Source organism: Pseudomonas lopnurensis (assembly GCF_015070855.1).
Classification (GTDB): Bacteria; Pseudomonadota; Gammaproteobacteria; order Pseudomonadales; family Pseudomonadaceae; genus Stutzerimonas; species Stutzerimonas lopnurensis.
In genome coordinates, this window is the sequence record NZ_JADDIX010000091.1 from 1 (window position 1) to 21,249 (window position 21,249).

General features: G+C 59.0%; 16 protein-coding genes. 7 read left to right on the forward strand and 9 right to left on the reverse strand.

The window, feature by feature from the left end; genetic code table 11:
• Positions 1-318 precede the first annotated feature (318 nt).
• Positions 319-681, reverse strand: coding sequence for a VanZ family protein (locus tag IN820_RS18420; protein ID WP_193682451.1), 363 nt, complete (start codon positions 679-681; stop codon positions 319-321).
• A 290-nt stretch (positions 682-971) separates the two neighbouring features.
• Positions 972-1,298, reverse strand: coding sequence for a Grx4 family monothiol glutaredoxin (gene grxD, locus IN820_RS18425; protein WP_193682350.1), 327 nt, complete (start codon positions 1,296-1,298; stop codon positions 972-974).
• Positions 1,299-1,569: 271 nt separating this feature from the next.
• Here grxD and argF point away from each other — a divergent pair, with 271 nt between their 5' ends.
• A complete protein-coding gene (gene argF, locus IN820_RS18430) occupies positions 1,570-2,490 on the forward strand; it encodes an ornithine carbamoyltransferase (RefSeq protein ID WP_193682351.1) in 921 nt (306 codons plus the stop codon).
• Positions 2,487-3,584 (forward strand): ABC transporter ATP-binding protein, encoded by a 1,098-nt coding sequence (locus IN820_RS18435; RefSeq protein ID WP_193682352.1) that lies wholly within the window; start codon positions 2,487-2,489, stop codon positions 3,582-3,584. Before argF ends, IN820_RS18435 begins: the two co-directional genes overlap by 4 nt.
• Before the next feature lie 269 nt (positions 3,585-3,853).
• Here IN820_RS18435 and tadA read toward each other — a convergent pair whose 3' ends face one another.
• Entirely contained in the window at positions 3,854-4,348 is a 495-nt protein-coding gene (tadA, locus tag IN820_RS18440) for a tRNA adenosine(34) deaminase TadA (RefSeq protein WP_193682353.1), read from the reverse strand.
• Between the two features lie 91 nt (positions 4,349-4,439).
• Positions 4,440-5,810: a multicopper oxidase family protein gene (locus tag IN820_RS18445; RefSeq protein WP_193682354.1), complete on the reverse strand. Its 1,371-nt coding sequence runs from the start codon at positions 5,808-5,810 to the stop codon at positions 4,440-4,442.
• Between the two features lie 751 nt (positions 5,811-6,561).
• Between IN820_RS18445 and IN820_RS18450 the strand changes: the two genes are divergently transcribed.
• The 4 genes from IN820_RS18450 (at position 6,562) to IN820_RS18465 (ending at position 11,136) form a co-directional block, all read left to right on the forward strand.
• The gene (locus IN820_RS18450) at positions 6,562-6,831 is read left to right on the forward strand and encodes a hypothetical protein (RefSeq protein WP_112211965.1); all 270 of its coding nucleotides are present in this window, start codon (positions 6,562-6,564) and stop codon (positions 6,829-6,831) included.
• Positions 6,828-7,124, forward strand: a complete 297-nt coding sequence (locus tag IN820_RS18455; protein WP_112211964.1) for a LasR-specific antiactivator QslA — start codon at positions 6,828-6,830, stop codon at positions 7,122-7,124. The genes IN820_RS18450 and IN820_RS18455 overlap by 4 nt, the downstream gene beginning before the upstream one ends.
• Before the next feature lie 438 nt (positions 7,125-7,562).
• On the forward strand, positions 7,563-10,136 hold the full coding sequence (locus IN820_RS18460; protein WP_193682355.1) for an AAA family ATPase: 2,574 nt from the start codon (positions 7,563-7,565) through the stop codon (positions 10,134-10,136).
• Positions 10,137-10,212: 76 nt separating this feature from the next.
• The gene (locus IN820_RS18465; RefSeq protein WP_193682356.1) at positions 10,213-11,136 is read left to right on the forward strand and encodes a restriction endonuclease; all 924 of its coding nucleotides are present in this window, start codon (positions 10,213-10,215) and stop codon (positions 11,134-11,136) included.
• A 108-nt stretch (positions 11,137-11,244) separates the two neighbouring features.
• Here IN820_RS18465 and IN820_RS18470 read toward each other — a convergent pair whose 3' ends face one another.
• The 5 genes from IN820_RS18470 to gapS4a form a co-directional block, all read right to left on the reverse strand.
• The gene (locus tag IN820_RS18470; protein ID WP_193682357.1) at positions 11,245-11,586 is read right to left on the reverse strand and encodes a hypothetical protein; all 342 of its coding nucleotides are present in this window, start codon (positions 11,584-11,586) and stop codon (positions 11,245-11,247) included.
• Positions 11,587-11,930: 344 nt separating this feature from the next.
• A complete protein-coding gene (locus IN820_RS18475; protein ID WP_193682358.1) occupies positions 11,931-16,430 on the reverse strand; it encodes an NACHT domain-containing protein in 4,500 nt (1,499 codons plus the stop codon).
• Between the two features lie 447 nt (positions 16,431-16,877).
• Entirely contained in the window at positions 16,878-17,705 is an 828-nt protein-coding gene (locus IN820_RS22885) for an HNH endonuclease (RefSeq protein WP_328822109.1), read from the reverse strand.
• 289 nt (positions 17,706-17,994) lie between these two features.
• Entirely contained in the window at positions 17,995-19,146 is a 1,152-nt protein-coding gene (gene gapS4b, locus IN820_RS18485) for a GapS4b family protein (RefSeq protein ID WP_193682359.1), read from the reverse strand.
• Positions 19,147-19,150: 4 nt separating this feature from the next.
• Entirely contained in the window at positions 19,151-20,074 is a 924-nt protein-coding gene (gapS4a, locus tag IN820_RS18490; RefSeq protein ID WP_193682360.1) for a GapS4a family protein, read from the reverse strand.
• 389 nt (positions 20,075-20,463) lie between these two features.
• On the opposite strand from gapS4a, the gene IN820_RS18495 reads away from it, so the two are divergent.
• The gene (locus tag IN820_RS18495) at positions 20,464-20,976 is read left to right on the forward strand and encodes an antirestriction protein ArdA (RefSeq protein WP_193682361.1); all 513 of its coding nucleotides are present in this window, start codon (positions 20,464-20,466) and stop codon (positions 20,974-20,976) included.
• Positions 20,977-21,249: the final 273 nt, after the last annotated feature.

The following is a 21,249-nucleotide window of genomic DNA, read 5'->3' on the forward strand; positions in this document are numbered from 1 at the left end:
AAGCGCGTTCTGCTGGCGCAGTCGAGTCCAGGTCGCGGAGCCAGATTCGAAAGCCTCGGTTCATAACCGCAATGCCGTTCAGATATAAGCACAGAGCTCCGTAGGAGTGCGCCATGCGCGCGAATCGCGGGCATGGCCCGCTCCTACACTCGCTCCTTGCATCCAGTGGGGGCCGAGCGTCTGCCGGATGGCGTGAAAACCGCTCGCTCACCAGGGACTGCGGCCTTTAAGCTTCTGGCAGGCCTTGCGTCGCAGCGAGGGCGCGCCCCCACAGGGCCCAGCCTGCACAGCCCTCCCTGTTTTTTTGCAGGAGCCCCGTCATTCGGCCACCGGCTCGGCGGGACGCTGCCGCAGCCACTTCTCCATCAGCAGCGAACAGCCCCACCCCAGCAGGACCCCGAGCACGTTCGCCAGCATGTCCCAGCGGGATGCCGTTCGGCCCGGCAGGAAACCCTGCCCCAGCTCGATCAACAGCGCGGCCGCTACCGTCAGCGACAGTCCCCAGAGAAAGGGAACCCGAGCAAAGGCCAGGCGCAAGGTGAAGGCCAGGGCGGCGAACCCCAGTAGGTGATGTAGCTTGTCCTGCTGAACGAAAAGCTGTGGAACGGGCTCGGGCTTCAGGCCGTTGAACAACACGATCGCCAACACGATCAGAAAGGGCACGGCACGCAAATACGGCATAAGACGGACAACTCGTTCAGGGCGCACCCGCCTACGACAGGCGGCGCAGTGGGCCAGGACCGGAGAGCCAGGCGAGAACGAGCCTCGCCGTGCACCTCCGCCACGCGGCCAATAGACCAGCGAAACGGCGTAAAGATCGCAGGCCGTTCACCATCCGTCCGTAACCGCGCGCCACAATCGAATATAAAAATGCCCGCAGCGCTTCGATGCGGGCATCAGTATCAAGTGGCTGCCGACCGAGCGGGCGCCTCGCCCGACGGCGCAAGGCTCGAATCGAGCGAAGCCGCGGGTCAGGCGTCGGTCTTGCCGACCGTCGACTTGATCAGTTCCTGCAGCTCACCCTTCTCGAACATCTCGAGGATGATGTCGCTGCCGCCGACCAGTTCGCCATTGACCCACAGCTGCGGGAAGGTCGGCCAGTTGGCGTACTTCGGCAGGTTGGCGCGAATTTCCGGGTTCTGCAGGATGTCCACGTAGGCGAACTTCTCGCCGCAGCCCATCACCGCCTGGGTAGCGCGCGCGGAGAAACCGCACTGCGGGGCGTTGGGCGAGCCTTTCATGTACAGCAGCACCGGGTTGTTGGCGATCTGTTCTTTGATGGTTTCGATGATATCCATGGAGTACCTCGGCTAGACACGGTTGCCGCGTATTGTAACGGAAATCGCCCCCGAAAGCCGAGCGAAGGACTCAGCTTTATAGCGCCGAAAAGGCCGCCAATGCTGCAATTCAGGGCGTTGCGCCAGGCCGGCGGGAGATTTGCGCCTGCGCTTGGTTTCTGGATAAGATCGCGCCTTTCCCGTTTCGTCGCTCCCCGTGCGACCCCCAGTCGTCGGTCCCCTTTCCCCGGAAATCCCAGGACTGCGAACTGCGGCAATAAAGGTAGTTGATATGAGCGCAAGGCATTTTCTCTCACTGATGGACTGCACGCCCCAGGAGCTGAACAGCCTGGTCCGCCGCGGCATCGAGCTGAAGGAACTGCGCGAGCGCGGCGTCCTGTTCGAACCGCTGAAGAACCGCGTGCTGGGCATGATCTTCGAGAAGGCCTCGACACGCACCCGGCTGTCCTTCGAAGCCGGCATGATCCAACTCGGCGGTCAGGCGATCTTCCTCTCGCCACGCGACACCCAGCTCGGCCGTGGCGAGCCGATCAGCGATTCGGCCATCGTCATGTCCCGCATGCTGGACGCGGTGATGATCCGCACCTTCGCCCACTCGACCCTGACCGATTTCGCCGCGCACTCCAGCGTGCCGGTGATCAACGGCCTCTCCGACGACCTGCATCCCTGCCAGCTACTGGCCGACATGCAGACCTTCCATGAGCACCGTGGCAGCATCGCCGGCAAGACGGTGGCCTGGGTCGGCGACGGCAACAACATGTGCAACACCTATATAGAAGCGGCGATCCAGTTCGACTTCCAGCTGAAAGTCGCCTGCCCCGAGGGCTACGAGCCCGACGCCGCGCTGCTGGCCCAGGCCGGCGACCGCGTGCAGGTAACGCGCGATCCGCGCGAGGCCGCCGCCGGCGCACACCTGATCAGCACCGACGTCTGGGCCTCGATGGGCCAGGAGGACGAAGTCGCAGCACGCCTCGCCACCTTCCGTCCCTATCAGGTCGACCGCGCCCTGCTCGACTGCGCTGCGGAAGACGTGCTGTTCATGCATTGCCTGCCGGCACACCGCGGCGAGGAAATCAGCGAAGACCTGCTCGACGACCCCCGTTCGGTCGCCTGGGACCAGGCGGAGAATCGCCTGCACGTGCAGAAGGCGCTGCTCGAATTCCTCGTCGAGCCGGCCTACCACCACGCATGAAGCACGAACCGCCGCTACTGCAGCTGCGCGACCTGGCCTGCGGCTATGGCGCGCAGAGCATCGTGCAGCACCTGAGCCTGCACCTGAACCGCGGCGACATCGGCTGCCTGCTGGGCCCCTCGGGTTGCGGCAAGACCACCACCCTGCGCGCCATCGCCGGTTTCGAGCCGGTGCATCAGGGCGAGATCCAGCTGGCAGACACGGTGATTTCCCGCGCCGGCTTCACCCTCGCACCGGAGAAGCGCCGCATCGGCATGGTCTTTCAGGACTACGCCCTGTTCCCGCACCTGACCGTGGCGGAAAACATCGCCTTCGGCATTCGCAAACAACCCGACAACCAACGTATCGTTGCCGAGATGCTCGAGCTGGTGCACCTCTCGCACCTTGGCAAGCGCTACCCGCACGAGTTATCCGGCGGCCAGCAGCAACGCGTGGCGCTCGCGCGGGCGCTGGCACCGGAGCCGGCCTTGCTGCTACTCGACGAACCCTTCTCCAACCTCGATGTGGAGCTGCGGCGGCGCCTCAGCCACGAGGTGCGCGAAATCCTCAAGGCACGCGACACCAGCGCAATCCTGGTCACCCACGACCAGGAGGAGGCTTTCGCGGTCAGCGACCAGGTCGGGGTGTTCAAGGATGGACGCCTGGAGCAATGGGACACGCCGTTCAATCTCTATCACGAACCGCTGACCCCCTTCGTCGCCAGCTTCATCGGCCAGGGTTATTTCATCCGCGGGCAGCTGCTCGATCCGGAAACCGTGCAGACCGAACTCGGCGTCATCCATGGCAACCGCGCCTACAACTGGCCGGCCGGCAGTTCGGTGGATGTCCTGCTGCGCCCGGACGACATCGTCTACCGCCCGGACAGCCCGCTGCGTGCACTGATCGTCGGCAAGACTTTCCTCGGCGCGTCGACCCTGTATCGGTTGCAGTTGCCCACCGGCAACCAGCTGGTGGCCATCTTCACCAGCCATGCCGACTACCCCACCGGCCAGGACATAGGCATCGCCATCGCAGCCGACCATCTGGTGGTATTCCCGGCCCAGGGCAGCATTGCCGCCCGCGACGCACTCCCGGTAGGCGCCGCGGCTCGCTGAGCACGGCGCCACGCCAGGTTCGCGGAACTCACGACCCCGTAGGGTGGGCCTCAGCCCACCGGCAGGAGAGATTGGGTGGGCTGAAGCCCACCCTACGACGTTCAGGCCGCGAGGGCGATGCTTTTGAGCTTCGGCAATCCTGCAACAATCCAACGAAGCAAACCAGCGCGCCTCCTGTAGGGAGCCAGCTTGCTGGCGATGCTCTCGGGCGTCGTCGGGATCACCAGCAAGGGCCGGGCGTTCCCCGTGTGCAAACCGGCACACCGGTATCAGCCGTCCGCTCGCCCCTTCAGCCGCCGCAGGCGAAAGAACTCGCTGAGCATTGCCCCGCACGCCTCCATCAGCACGCCGCCCTCGACCAGCACCCGGTGGTTGAGAAATTCCTGCGCGAAGAACTGCCCGCGACTGACCACCACGCCGGCCTTCGGCTCGGTCGCGCCGTACACCACGCGCTGGATGCGCGAATGCACGATCAGCCCGGCGCACATGCTGCAGGGCTCCAGCGTCACGTACAGGGTGCTACCCGGCAGCCGGTAGTTCTCCACGGCCAGGGCGGCATCGCGGATCGCCACCATCTCCGCGTGGGCACTGGGGTCATGCCGGGATATCGGGCAGTTGAAGCCACGCCCGATGACCTGCCCGTCCTGCACCAGCACGGCACCCACGGGCACTTCGCCCAGCGCCGCGCCTTGCGCCGCCAGCGCCAGCGCCTCGCGCATGAAGCGCTCGTCCTGGCTGCGGTCGATGATCTGTGGTCTTTTCATAATTCAGGCTTCAGGGCTGGACGCTGGAGGACAAGCTTCGGCTTCGGCTGCTTTTCCGCTCAGCTTCCAGCGCTTTTATCGTCTTCTGCGCCTACACCACCTCGATCGCCGCCATCAGCCCGGTTTCCATATGGTCGATGACGTGGCAGTGGAACATCCAGACGCCGGGATTATCCGCCACCAGGGCGATCCGTGCGGTTTCGTTCTTGCCCAGCAGGTAGGTGTCGGTGAACCAGGGCTCGATCTTCCGACGGTTGGAGGCGATCACCTTGAAGGCCATCCCGTGCAGGTGGATCGGATGCTGGTACTGGCTGAGGTTGCGCAATTCGAAGATGTAGTGACCGTCGCGCTCGAGGGTCGCGATCGGCCGCTCGGCGCAACTCTTGTCGTTGATGTCCCAGGCCTGGCCGTTGATCTGCCAGAAGGTGTAGGCACCGCCCTGCTCGACGTCGGTCGACAGGGTGCCGGCCCATTCGAAATTGAAGCGCAGCGTCTCGGCGCGCTGCAGATCCGGTTCGGCCACCGGGTTGGCCGGCAGCGCCGGCGGCCAGTCGCCCGCCGCTTCGCCGTTCGCCACCGAGCGCAGCGTCGCCAGGCGCAGCGGCCCGTTACGCAGCGACAGCTCCGTACCGGCAGCCGGCACCCGCAGCGCCAGTTCGATACGCATGCCCGGGCCGAGCCAGTATTCCTTGCCCAGGGGGCGCGGCACGACCGGATGGCCGTCCAGGGCATAGATGCGCGCCTCGCCATCGGGAAGGTTGAGTCTGTAGGTCAGCGTGTTGTCGAGGTTCAGCACGCGCAATCGCACGATCTGCCCGGCCGGCAGACCCAGAGTGGGCGCATGTTCGCCGTTCACCGTCGACAGCACGCCCGGCGTGCCGCCACGTGCCGCCTCGCGGGCCACACTGAAGGCGGTGAAGGCGCCCTGCTTGTCGACATGCCAGCTTTTCAGGTTCAGTGTGCGCTCGTGGCGGAAACCGCTCGGCTCGCGTTCCTCGACGATCAGCGGGCCGACCAGCCCACGCCCCAGTTGCTCGCCGCTAGCGGTGTGGGGGTGATACCAGAAGCTCCCGGCATCGTGCAGCTGGAAGCGGTAGTCGAAGAACTCGCCGGGCAGCACCGGCAGCTGCGACACGTAGGGCACGCCGTCCATTTCCAGCGGCAAGCGGATGCCATGCCAGTGGATGGTGGTCGGCTCCGGCAACTGGTTGATGAAGCGCACCCGCAACCAGTCGCCCTGGCGGCCACGCAACTCCAGGCCCGGCGCCTGACCACCATAGGCCCAGGCGGGGGTCGAATGGCCGGGTACCAGCTCGATATCGAGCGGCGCGGCAATCAGCTCATAGTCGTGCGTGGTGACGTCGGCGGGACGCCCCAGCCAATAGCGAACACCGCCGGCACCGAGGCCGACCACACCGAGACCGGCCAGGCCGGTAAGAATCTGTCTGCGGGTAAAGGACATGCGTCGGGCTCCAGCCAGTCCAATTCATGGGCCCATCAGGCTCTGCTGCGCGCTTCTCTACGGAAGGCTGCGCATAGCATGAGGGCAGCCTGGGCTGCCCTCATTGCTTCAGATCACTCCCACTCGATCATCAACAAGCCGCCCGAGCCCGCTTGGCTTAGGGGATTGGCTGAAATTGAAATGGGCCTTACCGTCACCTCTACCGTCAATCGCGCAGAGCTTTTACTGACGCGGGAGATAGACCGATTTGTGGGGCGACGGTTCTAGCAACGCCATCATCAATCAGCCTACATATTATCCGCACCCCGCCCCCGAGACGAGCCCGAACATGCCATCGCCGAATCAGGGGCCCAGGTGTTACCCGTCTTCAATCTCACCTACGCCACAGTAGGTTGCCATCCTGAAACCCTCGGGCTAGAGTGCGCCCGTCGTGGTAAATCCCACGACCGGGTGTGACAACCTGATTCGTTCGAGGCGCGGTAGCGCCATAGCTTGAGTAGCCAGCACTTGATGTGCTTGGTTGCTTAACTTCTATGGTGGGCCGTGTGGGGCAGGCTTTTGCCTGGCCGGTTCCCTCGGACGCCGGTTTGTCACCCCCGCACGGTCCGCCACCCACATCCGAGTGACAACGGCGGGTGACGGCTCCTTAATCGTCTGAGGAGCACAAGGAAAATGCGCTACCCCTTTTTTACCCGAGAGCTCCGCCTTGGGCTTCAGGTCTTGCTGTCCACCTCTGATCTGGAGGTGAGCCATGGCTGAGTTCAAATCCTGCGTTGTACCTTTTCCACTGCAGCGAAGCCCGCTGCATGAATCCGAACGCTCTCCCCTGCCCTCCGAAGCTGCCGCTGAACTGCGCGGCGTCATGCTCGGCAATCTGCTGGATCAACTGGCTGAACCTGATGGGCTGCAGCCGGCAGACCTGCGCGTACGGATCGCTGCATATTCAGCCCTGGATCTACTCGACGAGATGGTGGTGCTCTATCGTCGAGCCCTCTCCGAAGTACGAGGAGGCACCAGATGAGCAAGGGTGTCATAACCTGTCTTCCTCCCCACGATGGCCACCCAGGTGTAGAAATCATCTGGGCTGCCGACTGCAGGGAGGCATTCAACCAGGGCGTCAAACTTGCCCAGACCTGGCTCGACAACGCCCGCAGCGGCTGGCTCTGGGCAGTAATGATCGCCGAACGCGACCTACTGCCCTGCGCGATAGAACGGAGAGCCTTCGAAGTGGGCTTCCTCAGCCGCGTCCACCAGCGCATATGCTCTCACAGGTGCTGCGGCCAGTCGGCCAATCCCCTTTCCTTGGAGCTGTAAAGCGGATGTGCACGAGCCGGCCTTGCCGGCTCGCGCTAACTGTCACATGTCGTCAAATTTTGGGGACGTCCCCCAAAACGCGGGCGCCCTAGAACAGGCCGAGAACGGCCGATTCTGTTGAAAAAGTCGGTTTCTGAGAGCGCCGCTTCCTGGCTGCTTAAAAATCGCTCAATTTCGGCGTTGCTACGTAAAAGCTAGGACAGCTCCGTCTTCTGACCGAGCCAGATTTCAACGTCGGTCACGTTCTTTCATCGGCAAAAAAAGCGACAGGACTTTTTCAACAGAATCGGCCAAAAGTGGTCGTTCCTAGCCAGAAACAGCTGCTTGAAGGAGTCTACGAATCTATGGCCGATTCACTCTACATCTGTAAATGACCTAGCTCCGCCTCGTTGGCTCTGATAGCTTTTTGACATGGTCTACCATCAGGGAGGTAATACAGTGGACGTTCAGGCAGAGATTCGTACATGGCTGCTCAAGCAAAATGATTGGCTACAAGAGGCCGCTGACAGACTTCTGAAAAATGGAGAGCTGAGTCCGGCGGATATTGCTGCCCTGGTGGCCATCCTCAAGACTCCAGCAGGCCAAAAGCCTACCAAGCACCGCGGCTTCGTGGAATTGACCAACAATCCAAAGGTAGGAGATGAGCTGCGGTTGGTTCGAATCGCCGAGGTTGTCGGGATCGAGAACCTGGAGCCCCGCGCTCCACTTGAGTTTGGCAGCGCGAACCTCACCGTGATCTACGGCCACAACGGATCAGGTAAATCCAGCTATACCCGCATTCTCAAAAAGGTCTCGGGCAAGCCAAGGGCCGTTGACCTAAAAACCAACGTGTTCAAGGCGGCTCCGGCGCACAGCAAATGCCATATCACCTCTCAGCTCAACGGCGTAGAGAGCTTGCATGAGTGGAGCGTAGGAGGCGACGCCGTCGACACACTGCGAGGCATCGACATCTTCGACAGTGACGAGGCCAGTCATTATCTGACAGCTGAAAGCGCTGCGACCTATATCCCTCCCGTCCTTAGTCTCTTTGAGAAGCTTGCTTCCGCAGTCGAAATGGTTCGGCAGACTCTGGAGTCCGAGCAAGACAAACTGGTCAGCGTATTACCCGTGCTCCCACCGATTTACGGTACAACCCCCTCCCAAAAGCTGTACAGCGAGCTCGGCAAATTGTCCGTGGCTGAACTTGAAACGGCCTTGCATTGGGCCGCTGAAGATGAGCTTAGGCTTGTAGAGCTAGTGGAGCGCCTCAAGACCGAAGATCCCTCCGCGTTGGCACAACAGAAACGACGCACTAAGGTCGAGCTCCAAAAAATCATCAGTGCACTCCAGCAAGCGTCTACTGCTTTTGGAGTCGATAACATTCAGGCACTGCGCCTCCTCAGACAGGATGCGGTGTCCAAACGACAAATTGCTGTCGAGGGCGCCAAGGTAAAGTCAGCCGTGCTTGAAGGGGTGGGCACCGCCACATGGCGTGCGATGTGGGAGGCTGCCAGGCTCTATTCCGCAACGCCATATCCGGAAACTGCCTTTCCGGCGACTGCGGATGCACGGTGCGTGCTATGTCACCAAGAACTTTCTGAAGATGCGCAGCAGCGGTTGAAGGACTTTGAATCATTCGTGCATAGCAAGCTTGAATCAGATGCGAAGACCGCTGAAGCAAAGTACAAAGCGGGCCTTGATCAGCTGCCAGGCATCACAGCTGAACAAGATATACAGACCCAGTGCCAGGCTGCCGGCGTGACAGATGAGGCTTGGTGGAATTACCTCAATGGCTTCTGGCAGCAAGCGCTTTCAGCAAAAAACGCTCTGATTGCTCATGAAGTCGAGCAGCTTGCAACCCCAGTTCACGCAGTCGATGAAGCCATCATTAAGTTGACGGGTTATCGAGATGAACTGGAAGCGACCGCAGCTCAGTACGATCAGGATGCTCTGGGGTTTGATAGAGCGCAGGCGACCAATCAAAAGCTAGCGCTGGAAGCCAAGAAGTGGATTACAGAGCAAGCTGCGGCTATTCGTGTTGAGGTCGATCGACTGCGCCAGGTGAAAGACTATGAGTCCTGGAAAGGGTTGGCAGGCACCCGAGCGATATCGATGAAATCAGCAGAGGTGACCCAAGCTGTCGTCACCGAGGCGTACGTTGAACGATTCAATCGGGAGCTCCTGGCACTCGGAGCAACCCGCATACAAGTTGAACTGGTCAAGACCAGAACTCGCAACGCCAAGGTACTGCATCAGCTCAAGCTCAAAGGTGCTCAAAACGGTCGTGCCATGCCCGACAGTGTCTTGAGTGACGGAGAGCGTCGCATCATTTCCCTTGCGGCATTTCTGGCCGATGTCTGTGATAAGCCGGGCGCGGCCCCTTTCCTATTTGATGATCCTATCTCCTCCCTCGACCATGATTTTGAATGGTTTGTGGCATGCCGCCTCGTTGAGCTTGCCAAAACCAGGCAGGTAATTGTGCTCACTCACCGATTGTCCCTTTACGGAATTCTGGAAGACTTGGCCCGAAAACAAGGCGATAAGTGGAAAGCAGATCACTATCAACCTATGTGTATCGAAGCCTACGCTGGTGTTGCTGGCCACCCGGCAGACCAGGACGTTTGGAACGCCAATACAAAAAAGGCCAACAACCTTTTGATCACCAAGCTGGATGCCGCGCGCAAGGCGGGTGAGACGGGTGGTGCTGCGGCCTACCGGATGCTCGCCCAAGGAATTTGCAGTGAGTTTCGCAAGCTGATTGAGCGGTCAGTTGAAGAGGATTTGCTTAACAAGGTCGTGCTCCGGCATCGGCGTAGCATTACCACCGATAACCGACTGCATGCTATTCAGGGCATCGAGCCACAGGACTGCAAACTGATTGATACGTTGATGACCAAATACAGCTGCTACGAGCACAGTCAATCTAGTGAAGTACCCGTATTTATTCCGGATGAGCCAGAGCTGCGTCAGGACTTGGAAGCACTCAAGGCCTGGCGTGACGGTTTGACCAAGCGACGCGCTGAAGCGGCTTAGGCGTGGTCGCCTCAGTGGTCAAATGACTTATAAGGCGAAGCCTTTAATCTCCTTCGAGTCAATGGATAGGAATGCCATGCCAGCTTTGAATTTCAAGGAAATCGCTCCGGCTCACAAAGGCACGGAGCGTGATCAGTTTGAGCTGTTCGCACGTGATTTTCTGGAAGCGGAAGGCTTTTCCGTTGTCGTAGGCCCTGATCGAGGACAGGACGCGGGGCGGGATCTTATCGTGAGTGAAATCAGATTTGGTCCAGGTGGGCAGTCCGAGTACCGTTGGCTCGTCAGCTGCAAACACAAAGCGGGATCGGGCGAATCTGTCGGTCACAATGAAGACATCAATCTACGCGATCGACTGGGGACTCATCGCTGCAATGGCTTCATCGCCTTTTACTCGACCGTGGCCAGCAGTACCCTCGCGACACACCTAAAAGCCTTACTCCCCGAATACGGTCTTCTGGTATTCGACAACGAATTAATCGAAGCCAAGCTGCTCGACTCGCCAAAGGGGCGTGCGCTCGCTGCCAGGTATATGCCAGTGTCATTCCAACGCTGGGTACTTGCCTCTCAATACGCCGAGGCACCGGCCACAGCAAGTGCCGTTAAGGATCGCTTCTTTCTCCGTGAGCCCCACTCGTCATTGGAAACCGCACTTTCGGAAGCCGCGGCCAGGGATGCCATGGTCTTCGTTGTCGTGTACGACGAACTTCACTCCACAAAAAGCGATTTGACCTATCGCTTGGGCTACTTCATGGGTTATGAGCTCACAAAGCGCCTTGTGGATGAGCATTTTGTAGCGGTGCTAGGTTCAAGCTCATTGCCTTCGCTGCAGGCCCTGATTCCCGACGATGATCCGCTGGAAGACTGCCGGCTGATCATCATGGACGCGACAAGGCGGGAGATCTACTCGGACACTGTCTACGCGAACAAGAAGGAAGCACTAAAGATAGTCCGATCTGCTATCCAGGACGGATCCAAGCTCAAGAGTAGCCTCAGCAATTAGTCAGTGATACACACCGTACTCACGAGGAATGAGGCCAATACCTCATAGTCAGAGGGGGCTTTGAGTAGATCCTGTGGGATCCGCTGCTCCAGCCCCAGTTTTGATTTGCTAAGCCATCGCTCTGCTTTGATCCCCGAACCAAACATGGGCTCCGCGCGCGAGTACGGCGAGCAATCGGAGCAAATGGATGCCGTTTTCGGGTGTGAGGCTTGCAGGCGGCACCCTGAGCCATCGCTGCAGCGTTCGCGCTGAAATGCCCATTGCCCGTATGACCAATTGGCGATTTTTCAGGAGATTAGTGTGCTGGGCAACCTGAATCAATTCGCAGAGTACCAAGTCGGTGGCGAACGCGTCAGACACCTCTGCTGCGCTCCAACTTTGCGTCGCTTGGTCAACCACTCGTTTAGTCAAAACTCCGAGTGCGAGGTCGGACACGAAGGACTCATTCATGTATTTCGTCCGTGCGCATATCTAGTAGAGGATTAGTGGCCCGCCTCGCGAGAAGGCGTGACCTAGCGTCATCACCAGGAAGTGGCTGGGGGACAGCCACAGAACCACCCAATATCCGCTTCGCCGTTGACTGGCTGCTTCTGGCCGGCTGCTGCCTGTCGCGACAGGCCGGAATCGACCCACAGCAGTCGTTCATGAATGTCTCCCGTTGGATGCCTGAATTTCCCTCTAACCCGAACTAGTCGGGTATATCGCCTACCTCTGTGGCAATAGATGACAAATTTGATGCTCTGCCAGGATAGGTGCGACCAGCAAGGACTGCCCCTTTGGGCTCACGATAAAAGTTAGAGATCTACGGGCGGCCAAGATTGGCCGGATGCGAGATCGGGGTGACGCGGTTCGCCCATCGGCCTGCCATGTTCCAGGCGCCATTCTTCGATCTGACCGAGAAGCATGAAGGCAGACCTCCGTCGTTTCTCGTCCCCAATCGCCATTCTGAACAGCAGGACGCGCAGTTCATTTGAAGCGCGTGCGTGTCGCGTGAAGACGTTGGAATTTTGCCCATAGGGTCGTCGTTCGACGAAAGCACTTTCGAGTTGGTCCCAAATGCCCTGCGGAACCGGTGAGGGCTTAGCGTCATCGATCAGGTTCATATTTGCGGCAAGGGCTTCGGGCGTTCCGAGCCAGTTCATTACCTTCGAGAGGACGTGCCGACTGAGTTCCGGCAGTTCGCGTTCGCACAAATTCAGCAGCCACGCGGCCACCTCAGGCCTGCGCTGGGCCAGCTCCGTGAGCCGCGCGACCAGCACGTCCTCGCGGTGAAGACGACGCGTCAGCGCGATGCCGCAAATATCCGGATCGACAAAACCCAGGAGCAGTTCCTGCGCGCGCGGAGTATCGAGCGCGGCGAAGGCGTTGATGAAGCTGTCCTCGCATTGCTCGAACGTCTGCGCATCACGCGCAAGCTCGTACAAGAGATCGACGGAGGCATCCGATCGGCTCTCGCCGAGAGCGGTGACAAGTTCGCGCAGTTCATACCCCCGGAATTGCCGCTTGCCAAGCACGTCGCGCATCTTGGCGATCCCGGCCGCGGGGTCGTCGACGAACGGGCAGAGCGCAAGGATGCGGCGCAGAAGGTACCTGTCTGAATCCTGCATCCATTTCTCCGTCCGCTCGACGATAGAATCGACGAGGGCGAACGCGGTGGTTGCGGGCAAGACGACACCCGCCATCAACAGGCGCTCGGCGGCGTCAAGACAGATGTATTGGTCCCATTGGCCGGGCATGGCAATTGCGTCGAGCACCGCTGACGCGGAACCACGGCCGTCAATTGCGGCAAGCGCCTTTGCGAGCTCTTTCAGCCCTGCAGCGGATTTCCCGTCTTGGTTCTGCTCTCGCAGGCGCTTGATTTCGGCATCGAGTGCGGCGGCGAACCGTGTGCGCCGCAGGTCGTCGCCGGGCTGCGGAGTGCGACCTTCGCGTGCGGCCCACATCATGTCGTAGCGGAACGTCCGGTCGAAGGAACGCTCCGATTTTGGCACGAAGTCGCGCGCCATCGCAGCGGCGGCCTCGGAGCGGTATTCCGGCTCGGGAAGCAGGTCAATGAGCACCTGCTCGGCACCGGCCGCGTTGAGGTGCATGACGGCGGCGATGTGCCAGCCGGCGTAGCTCATGGCTGCACCATCACCGAGAGGTCCGCGGTCGCCGGCAGCACGCTCGGCCCGGCCGCGGCGTACCCGCTCGATGTCGGCGCGGATGAGCCTCACCAGGTCCGCCATGTCTTCGGGCCTTCCGGCTTGGGCGATCGACGAGGCCAGGTTAGCTTTCTCCTTGCCGTTGAAATCGTCTTGGCGCAGGACGACATCAACGCTGTTTTTCAGGTAGGTGCAAAGGTGTGCCTTCAGGTCGTCGTCCGCGATGCGGAGCGGTTCCACGTCCGATCTGGCGACCCTGCTCAGAAGGCCGGCTGCGACTTTGATGTCGAGCGGATCGCCGCTGGTGACGGACGAGAGAATGCCAGCCGCGGCGATGTCGTCGGGAAGGTGGCGAAACATGGCTTCCAGTTGGCGCATCATCTGCCACTCGAGTTCGTGCCGCACGCCGGGCTCCGCATCCACATTGCGCCGCAGCTCGCGCAGCTTCGCAAACACGCGCGCCGCAAGGTTGGCTTCTGCACGCGCGGCAATGATGGAAATCACGCCGCCGAAGTGCCCGTTCTTGAGGTCTTCGGTCTCGAGGCGTTGCAGGTATTTCTCGACGAGACTGTCGGGAATGACGGTCGCAAACGGCAACCAATACTCGGGCTCGTAGAGGAAGCCTTCGGCAATCTGGACGGCCACCCACTCGCTCACCCAGGCGGGATCGCTTTTGCGCAGATGCTTGAGCGCCGGCTGGATGTAGTGCGGAGCCAGATTGCGCAGGTCGCCGCCGGACAGCGCCGCCAGTGCATCCTTGATGACTCCGTCCATCCCTGTCTCGCCAAAATCGATCAAATCGAGCGCGGTTCGCAGGCGGGCGGGATGGTCCGTGGTGCTCTCGATGAATTTCCGCATCGCTGCGATAGTCTTGGGCCTGAGGGCCGCGGGCATGCGGTCGGCGGATTGGCGCGAGACCTCCTCGAATGTCTGCTCATCCATCGACTCGAGGACGCGGGTCAGCGCGTCGTCAGACCCGGTCCACATGAGGCCGGAGACCGCGGCCTTCTTCACCGCGACGCTCTTGTCCTCGGCAGCAAAGGCGGCAATCTCGTCATCGATACGATGATGTAGCAGTTCGGAGACGAAATCCGCGCGCGCCTCGTCGCCCCAGCCGCGCACCTGTTCGTGCCAGTTCGCTCCCAACGACGAGACATGGATGTCCGGCCAGAGCCGGTAAGTGCGTAGCCGCGTCTGCTGGTCTTGTTCCGACAGAAGCGGCACGATGAGGTCGCTGAAGTCGTCCGCGCCGGTAGCCAGCAAGGCGGCGGTGGCATACTGGCGAAAGCTGCCGTCGCGGATCGTGTAGAGGGCGCGAAGACGCTCGCCGACGGCTGCGCGAACTTCATTCCAGACGGCCGTGCCGCAAAGCTGCGCAAGCTCGGCAGCGAATACTGGGTCGACGGCGAGTGCCATTGCCACCAGCTTCCTGCCGGCGCTGGTGTTTCTCCTGTCGGTTTCTCCGTCGCCGGTCTGTTCAGCAAACGTCTCGGCGATCATGAGCAGGGGTTCGGCCCATGCCGGATCGTTCACGTAGTCCGCCGTAAAGCAGCCGGTCGCGTCGTGGTCATCGCACCGCAGGTCGAAAAGCAGCCCACGCAAGTCAAGCGCAGCGTAGTACTCCTGAAGCTGCTGATGCTCGAATTGAAACGCCGTTTGCGGGTAGTCGACGCGCTCGAAGACGTGGTGCGCCGTGAGCGTCGCGAGGATCGTCGGCGCTCCTACCGGCTCGATCTGGCCACGGTGCGCAAGCTCTCGTGCAACGGCAGCAACGACAGCGCGGGCATCAGCCTCGGGCAATGCCACCGCGCCGCGGCGGGTCATCTCGGTTGCGATGGCCTTCAGGTAGTCCTTTTGCCGGCCGAAGATTGGTGCTGCGTGCAGCGCGTTTCTGTGTTCGTCGCGTCGTTCTTGCAAACGGAGAACTTGGTCTAGGATTCCGATTTTCGTGGAGGGAATTTCGGCGCCAGCTTCAAACAGCGAAGCGACTTCCGAGAGGATGAATGGCGTGCGGGTCAGCTCGTCGAGCGACGGGTCGGCATCGATGCGGGCGCGAAGCTCGGCGTCTTTCGCGCCAAGGCGGGCCGCCAGATACGCGACCCGCTGCGTACGCCGCAGGCGCAGCAATCGCAGCCGTAAAGCGCCGGGCAGTGGCGGTGTTAAATGGTACGTGCGGGTTGCGACGATGATGCCAGCGCTCGGAAAATCCCGTTCGAGTTCCCGGAGTGCGTCATTCGCCTGCGAGGAATTCGTCTCCGCAATTTCATTCCAGCCGTTCAACAAAAACAGGAAAGGTTCCGTTTGCTGCACGCGCGCGAGGTCGGCGGCCGTGAGACCTTCGGCCTGGAACGCAGGCATGCCGGCAATGTATTCGAGAATTCCCCGGTGCGAGGACGTCCACGCCGGAAGTTCGACGATAAGCGGTGTGCCGGCGGTGCGCACGCGTTGTGCGAGCTGTATCAGCGTCGTGGTTTTTCCGCGGCCGGCGGGCCCTTCGAGAACGATGCGGCTGCTCTGCAATAGCGCCAGGTCGATTTGCTCCAGCGACAGCACGTCGGCAGACTCCGCGCCGTTCGGGTCAAGCCGCACTGTTGTGAGCTCGATGAGCGGATGCCCTTTTGTCTTGGCTGCCCAGGCCCGTGTGACAGCATTGGCCGCACGCTTTGTTCTTTCAATGAGGTCTGCGACCTGCGGTTCGGCATCGATATCGAGGTGGAGGAAGCTCGCACGGAGCGAAGCGTTCTCCGGCATCATCATCTGCGTGATGATTTCCTCGCGCTCGATGATGTGAAGTTCGACGCTGTGGTCTTTTTGAATAGCCTCTTCCCACCGCTTTCGGTCGGCGTTGCCAACTTTGGCGGACGTCACGAAGAGGAGCTTCCTGAGGTCAGGAAAGTTCTTCTTGGCGGTCTCCGCATCGTCAGAAATCTTCTTCAGCGTTGGCGTGATCGAGGCGGCGAGCCCCTTGCCAATATTCTCCGGCGTCAGGCTTGCGGGCGCGTAGGCATCGAGGCCGAGATCCTTCTTCCGCTGGCGGGCGATGAGTTCGGGCCAGCGCTTCTTGCCGAGTACTACCGCCAGCCCCTGAAAACGCATCCCCTCCTCTTGGGAGGCGAGCTCATCGAGTGCCCTTTCAATGTCGGTTCTCAAGACAGCCATTCGTAGACCGCGCTGCGTGTCGAAGGAGTGTGGGGGAATATGCCACGGCTTACTCGGCCGTTCCACGTGCCCGACATGTCGTTACCATCACCCGTGAACTTTCTGCAGACTGTGAACCTACTCAGGTGACCGACCGCTTCTGGCCGATTCTGTTGAAAAAGTCCCGTCCCGATTCTTGCCCATGAAAGAGCCTGAGCGAGGTGGAAATCTGGTTCGCTTAGAAGGCGGAGCTGCCTTGATTTTTCCGTAGCAACGCCGAAATCGAGCGTTTCTTGAGCTGCCGCCAAGCAGCGCTCTCAAAAATCGACTTTTTCAACAGAATCGGCCGATCTCCGCCCATGGCGACCGGCGGAAATCGGCCCAAACCGGGCCATCGCTAATGCTCGATATAAGCGGAGAGGCTCAGCTTGCTGGGTCATGTCCGCTCGATGGAGGGGGTTAGCCGTTACTCTGCTCGTTCGCCTGCCATTGGTTGAAGTGATGCATTAGGAGCGATGGATCAGGGTGACAGGCGGAGTCAACCGGTAGATTGATGACGCTGCCATTCAGAGGTTGGTAAGTGTCTCCGAGTCCTCTAGATACAACTACCTTGGCAGTTCTTGGATCTATTGAAATGAGGCGCAAATCGAACAATGTGTGCAGGTCAGCCCGCAGGAGCAACCCGTTTGCAGTGCGGTAGTCTTGTGTATCACTGTGGGGGATGATGTGCGCTGCTTCCAATACGTCGACGTCCGCACAGGTCGAGATCGCACAGCGACAACCATATGCGCGGAGGAGTGCAGATCGGAAGCCTGATTGTCCCCTGCGAGTGAGGATCTCGCGCACGACTCGCTCGTCAACAGGGGGCGGTGGTTCCTGAGGCTTCTCCATGGGTATTGCATTGCCTCTTGAGTTCGATAGGGACTCGTAAGCACTGCAGAAAACGCGAATCTCATCGAGGGACCAAACTGCTACTCGCGGCCACCAAAGCGGCGACTTGCTCTCCGCTGAATGAAGAGACTTCTGCGCTTTTAAGAACCATACGGTAATTGCGTCTGGTGAACATGTCAGTTCGGTCGATATGTTTTCTATGCCGACAGCTATCTCGATTTGACCACTGTTCGCGTCGTCAAGTCTATCGTGGTAGACAGTGAAAACCGTGCCATTCAGATAATTCTTGTACTCGGTGCCGTTGCCACTCTCAACAAGCCGGTACGGGGCAAGCTGATTTCGATGCGCGAAATTAGCGAGTTCGCGATGAGCGGAAACTTGAAAATCAGTTTGCATTTAGATGGCCTCAACTTGATGGCATAGAAGCGTTACGGCGAACTTCTTTTCTAACCGGCGAGTGAAGCGTAGCTTTTTTGAGTCAAGCTAGCGAAACGATCGGGCTGAGTGAAAAATGACCAGACTGTTTAGGCCGCTTTGTGCCTATCGCATCAGGCAGGAGTCGGCCAAAAGCTGCCTCTGCAGAACCTGGAAAAAATTGAGCATACCCGCCCAACAAAACTCCCGATATTGCGTGAGGTGGTGCAACTACGAAGTATTAACGATCGGCAAATGGATAGGCCGCTCACTAAGAAGGCGGAAGCGGTTTTGACGTCGTTGGTTTACTGGGGGTCGATAGTGTCTTGAACGTCTCGATCTTCTCCGACTCCAGTTCCTTCAAGATCGTCTCCTTCGCGTCATTCTTGTCAACCGACTTGACCGTATTATCAAAGGTGATCTGCTTAATCCGTAACTCGATTTCGCTGTCCTTGTTTTGGCCTGCAGAAAATTCCGGAAAGCCAAGGGAGATGACGCAGTTACCATCGAGCCCGGACGTACTGAAGCGAAATTTGGCGTCTAGGCGATGCAGGAATAGACTCGGCCTATAGGATGGATTGGATAGAAAATCCGAATCCTCCAAGCTGAACCCCTTCAAATCCAAGTTGCGAATTTTCTCTTTCATCCACCCAAGGTCGGCTGGGAGCATATTGTCGGGGTCGGGTGCTATACCAATATCCACAATTTCGAGGAAAGTGATGGCTACTAACCGGCTGCGCTGGGTCAGGCCTAATAGATAAAGGAATCTGTTCTCGTTGGTAAAGTCGCAGAAACGAATGGATGTAACCGTCTCGTTCTCATCGATTTGCTTGACAGATTTAAAGTGCGAGACCAAGTGCTTGGATATGGCTTTATTCGTACTTCTTGTCTCAGGTGCAGTATGCGTGCTAATCAGGATCAGCTCATCCTGGGCCTTGTTTTTCTTGATCTCGATTGCCCCTTTGAAGGTCTTGTGTGAGTCCGCCCAGCTTTTGGACCGATCAATTCGCTCCAAGACGTAGTCCATCCGGATGGTATCGAGGTCTTTATTGACAGGGTAGAAATTTGGCGTACCCAGTACCTTGAAATTCACGAAGTCGAGGTCAAGAAGCTTGTTTACATCAATCGCATCGGGAATGGAGTCAAGCAATGCGTCGCTCCCTTGCCACTTGATGGTTTGAGTGGTGATCTTGGGATTGTCCTCCTTGGTCGTATAGGCAAGCTGGAGTTGCGAAAACTCACTCGGCCTGATCAAGGAAAGTGTAAGTGCAGGAATAGTCTGTTCCTTTTCCTGACTATTGATGAAGACGCCCCGATTCCTCAGTGCGATCTTGATATCGCCTACACCTATGTAAGGTTGTACTAGATAGGTGCGCAGCGCCTCACCTTGCGGCAAGATTGAGTCAATATTTTGATTGCTCATGGCATCAACCTCTGAAATCCACCTTATAAGACTCTACACTAACTATGGCGGCGAATTCTTTATTCGCGATTGCCACCTTGGCAATATTCACAGTTTCTTCGTGTTCGACGTAGTTGTAGTCGGGAAATGCAAGCGTCACTTTATGTGGGAATTCAAGGGCGATTGCCATCGAAAAACCGATCATGCGTTTCACAGTTTCCTCGCTAAATTCATCCTGGCAGCATATGACCAAGTGCTTCTTGTCATACTCTTGGACAAAGAAAGGAATGAGGCCACTATTGAGATACTCAGGGGGTAAAATTGGGCCATTAGTCAATCTTTGAGTGGGACTTACATTCTTCCCTGTGGATGGGTAGAGGAAGCTCACATTCTCAGATCCGAACGTGTTTCTGACATATGTGATGGTGTCGAAAAGGAAGCTTGCGCGGCTGTTATCTACTACATAGATAGTCCCATAATTGGAGTCATCAAGCTTGCGCGAACCTGCAACCTGACTGACCACATCTGCCTCGGCATCAGATTTCGCACTTAGCCAGAACAGGACACCTGCGATCGCCTGAGAGCTGGCATTGGAGTAGCCGGCATTAATTGATTTCTTCACAGAGGAGCGATTGAAGCATTCGACCGTTGTCGCTAGGTCAACGAAATGTTCTTTAAATTTGCTACCGGGCGAGGTGGGATAGGGCACGCTAGAAAATTTCGACGAGATGACCATGTGTTTGAGCACGCCATCCTCAAGGGGAGACAGGCAACTGAAGACGAAATCTGCACCATGCGTCTCTCTCGGGTTACCGGTCGTGCTGTGCAGTTTTGGCTTGACGCAGTCAATGCTTGTTCCCTTGAGCGCCGCTTTCCACCCAATAAGGTTGAGTAGGGTTTCAACAACGTGCTCCCCGCGCTCCCCCAACTTCTTTGACCACTCGCCCATCACAAAATCCTTATAAGCAAAGACGTAACTACCATATGTCAGCAGAACGCTACGGAGTCTGAACGATGATGTCTAGTAGCACTTTGCCAACGAAGTGAATCCCCCTGACTTTATGGTTACCCTACAGCAGCAGCTTTTGGCCGACTCCGGCCAGTTACCGACAGACGAAACGCAAGGTTGCCACCACTGGTGACACTCTCCCCTATCCATGAGCAGGGGTTCTTGCCCCCTCAAAATCAAGAAAAATAGGCGGTTTCCACCCGGCCGCTGCGCTGGGTGGAGCCTCCGCGATTTTTCCTGATTTTTTCACGACCGCCTTAGTCGCCCTAGTCGGCAGGGGTTCATGCGCAGCGCAAGCGCAGCCCCCTGAAGACGAAGGAGCGAAAGCCATGAGCGAACACATCAGGATCTACATTGCCGACCTGGCCGCCTACAACGCCGGTCACCTGCATGGCGTCTGGATCGATGCCACCCTGGAGCTGGACGACATCCAAGCACAGGTCAGTGCCATGCTGGCGGCCTCACCAGTGGAGGATGCAGAGGAATACGCCATCCACGACTTCGAGGGTTTCAATATCTACCGCCTCGACGAGTACGAGGGCCTCGAAAGCGCCCACGAGATTGCGTGTTTCATCGAGGAGTACCCCGAGTTCGGCGGCGCCCTGCTCGCTCACTTCAACGACCTAGAGCAGGCGCGCAAGGCGGCCGAGGAAGACTATTGTGGCTGCTACAGCTCGCTGGCCGACTACGCCCAGGAGCTGACCGAGGAAACCAGCAGTATTCCGCCGCACCTGGCCATGTACATCGACTACCGCGCCATGGCCCGCGACATGGAGTACAGCGGCGACCTGTTCACCCTGGAGACCGGATTCGAGCAGGTACACGTGTTCTGGAATCGCTAGGCCAGCGGAAGGCACCGGGGCGACCAGGTGCCTTGTTATTTGCGCCCCTGCCCTGCCGGCCACCCGCGCGCCCCACCCGGAAGGCTGATGCACGGGCGCACGCACCCGGCGATCAGGCTGGAGCAACCGCGTTGTCTCTCCTGCTGATTGAGACCGTTACGGTCTTACGGTTTTGCCCAAATCTGTCGATCCGTATCCACGGTTTTACGGATTTACGGAAATCCACCGAAGCGGTTGTCCGGTTTTGCAGAAAGCCGTAGAACCGCACATTCG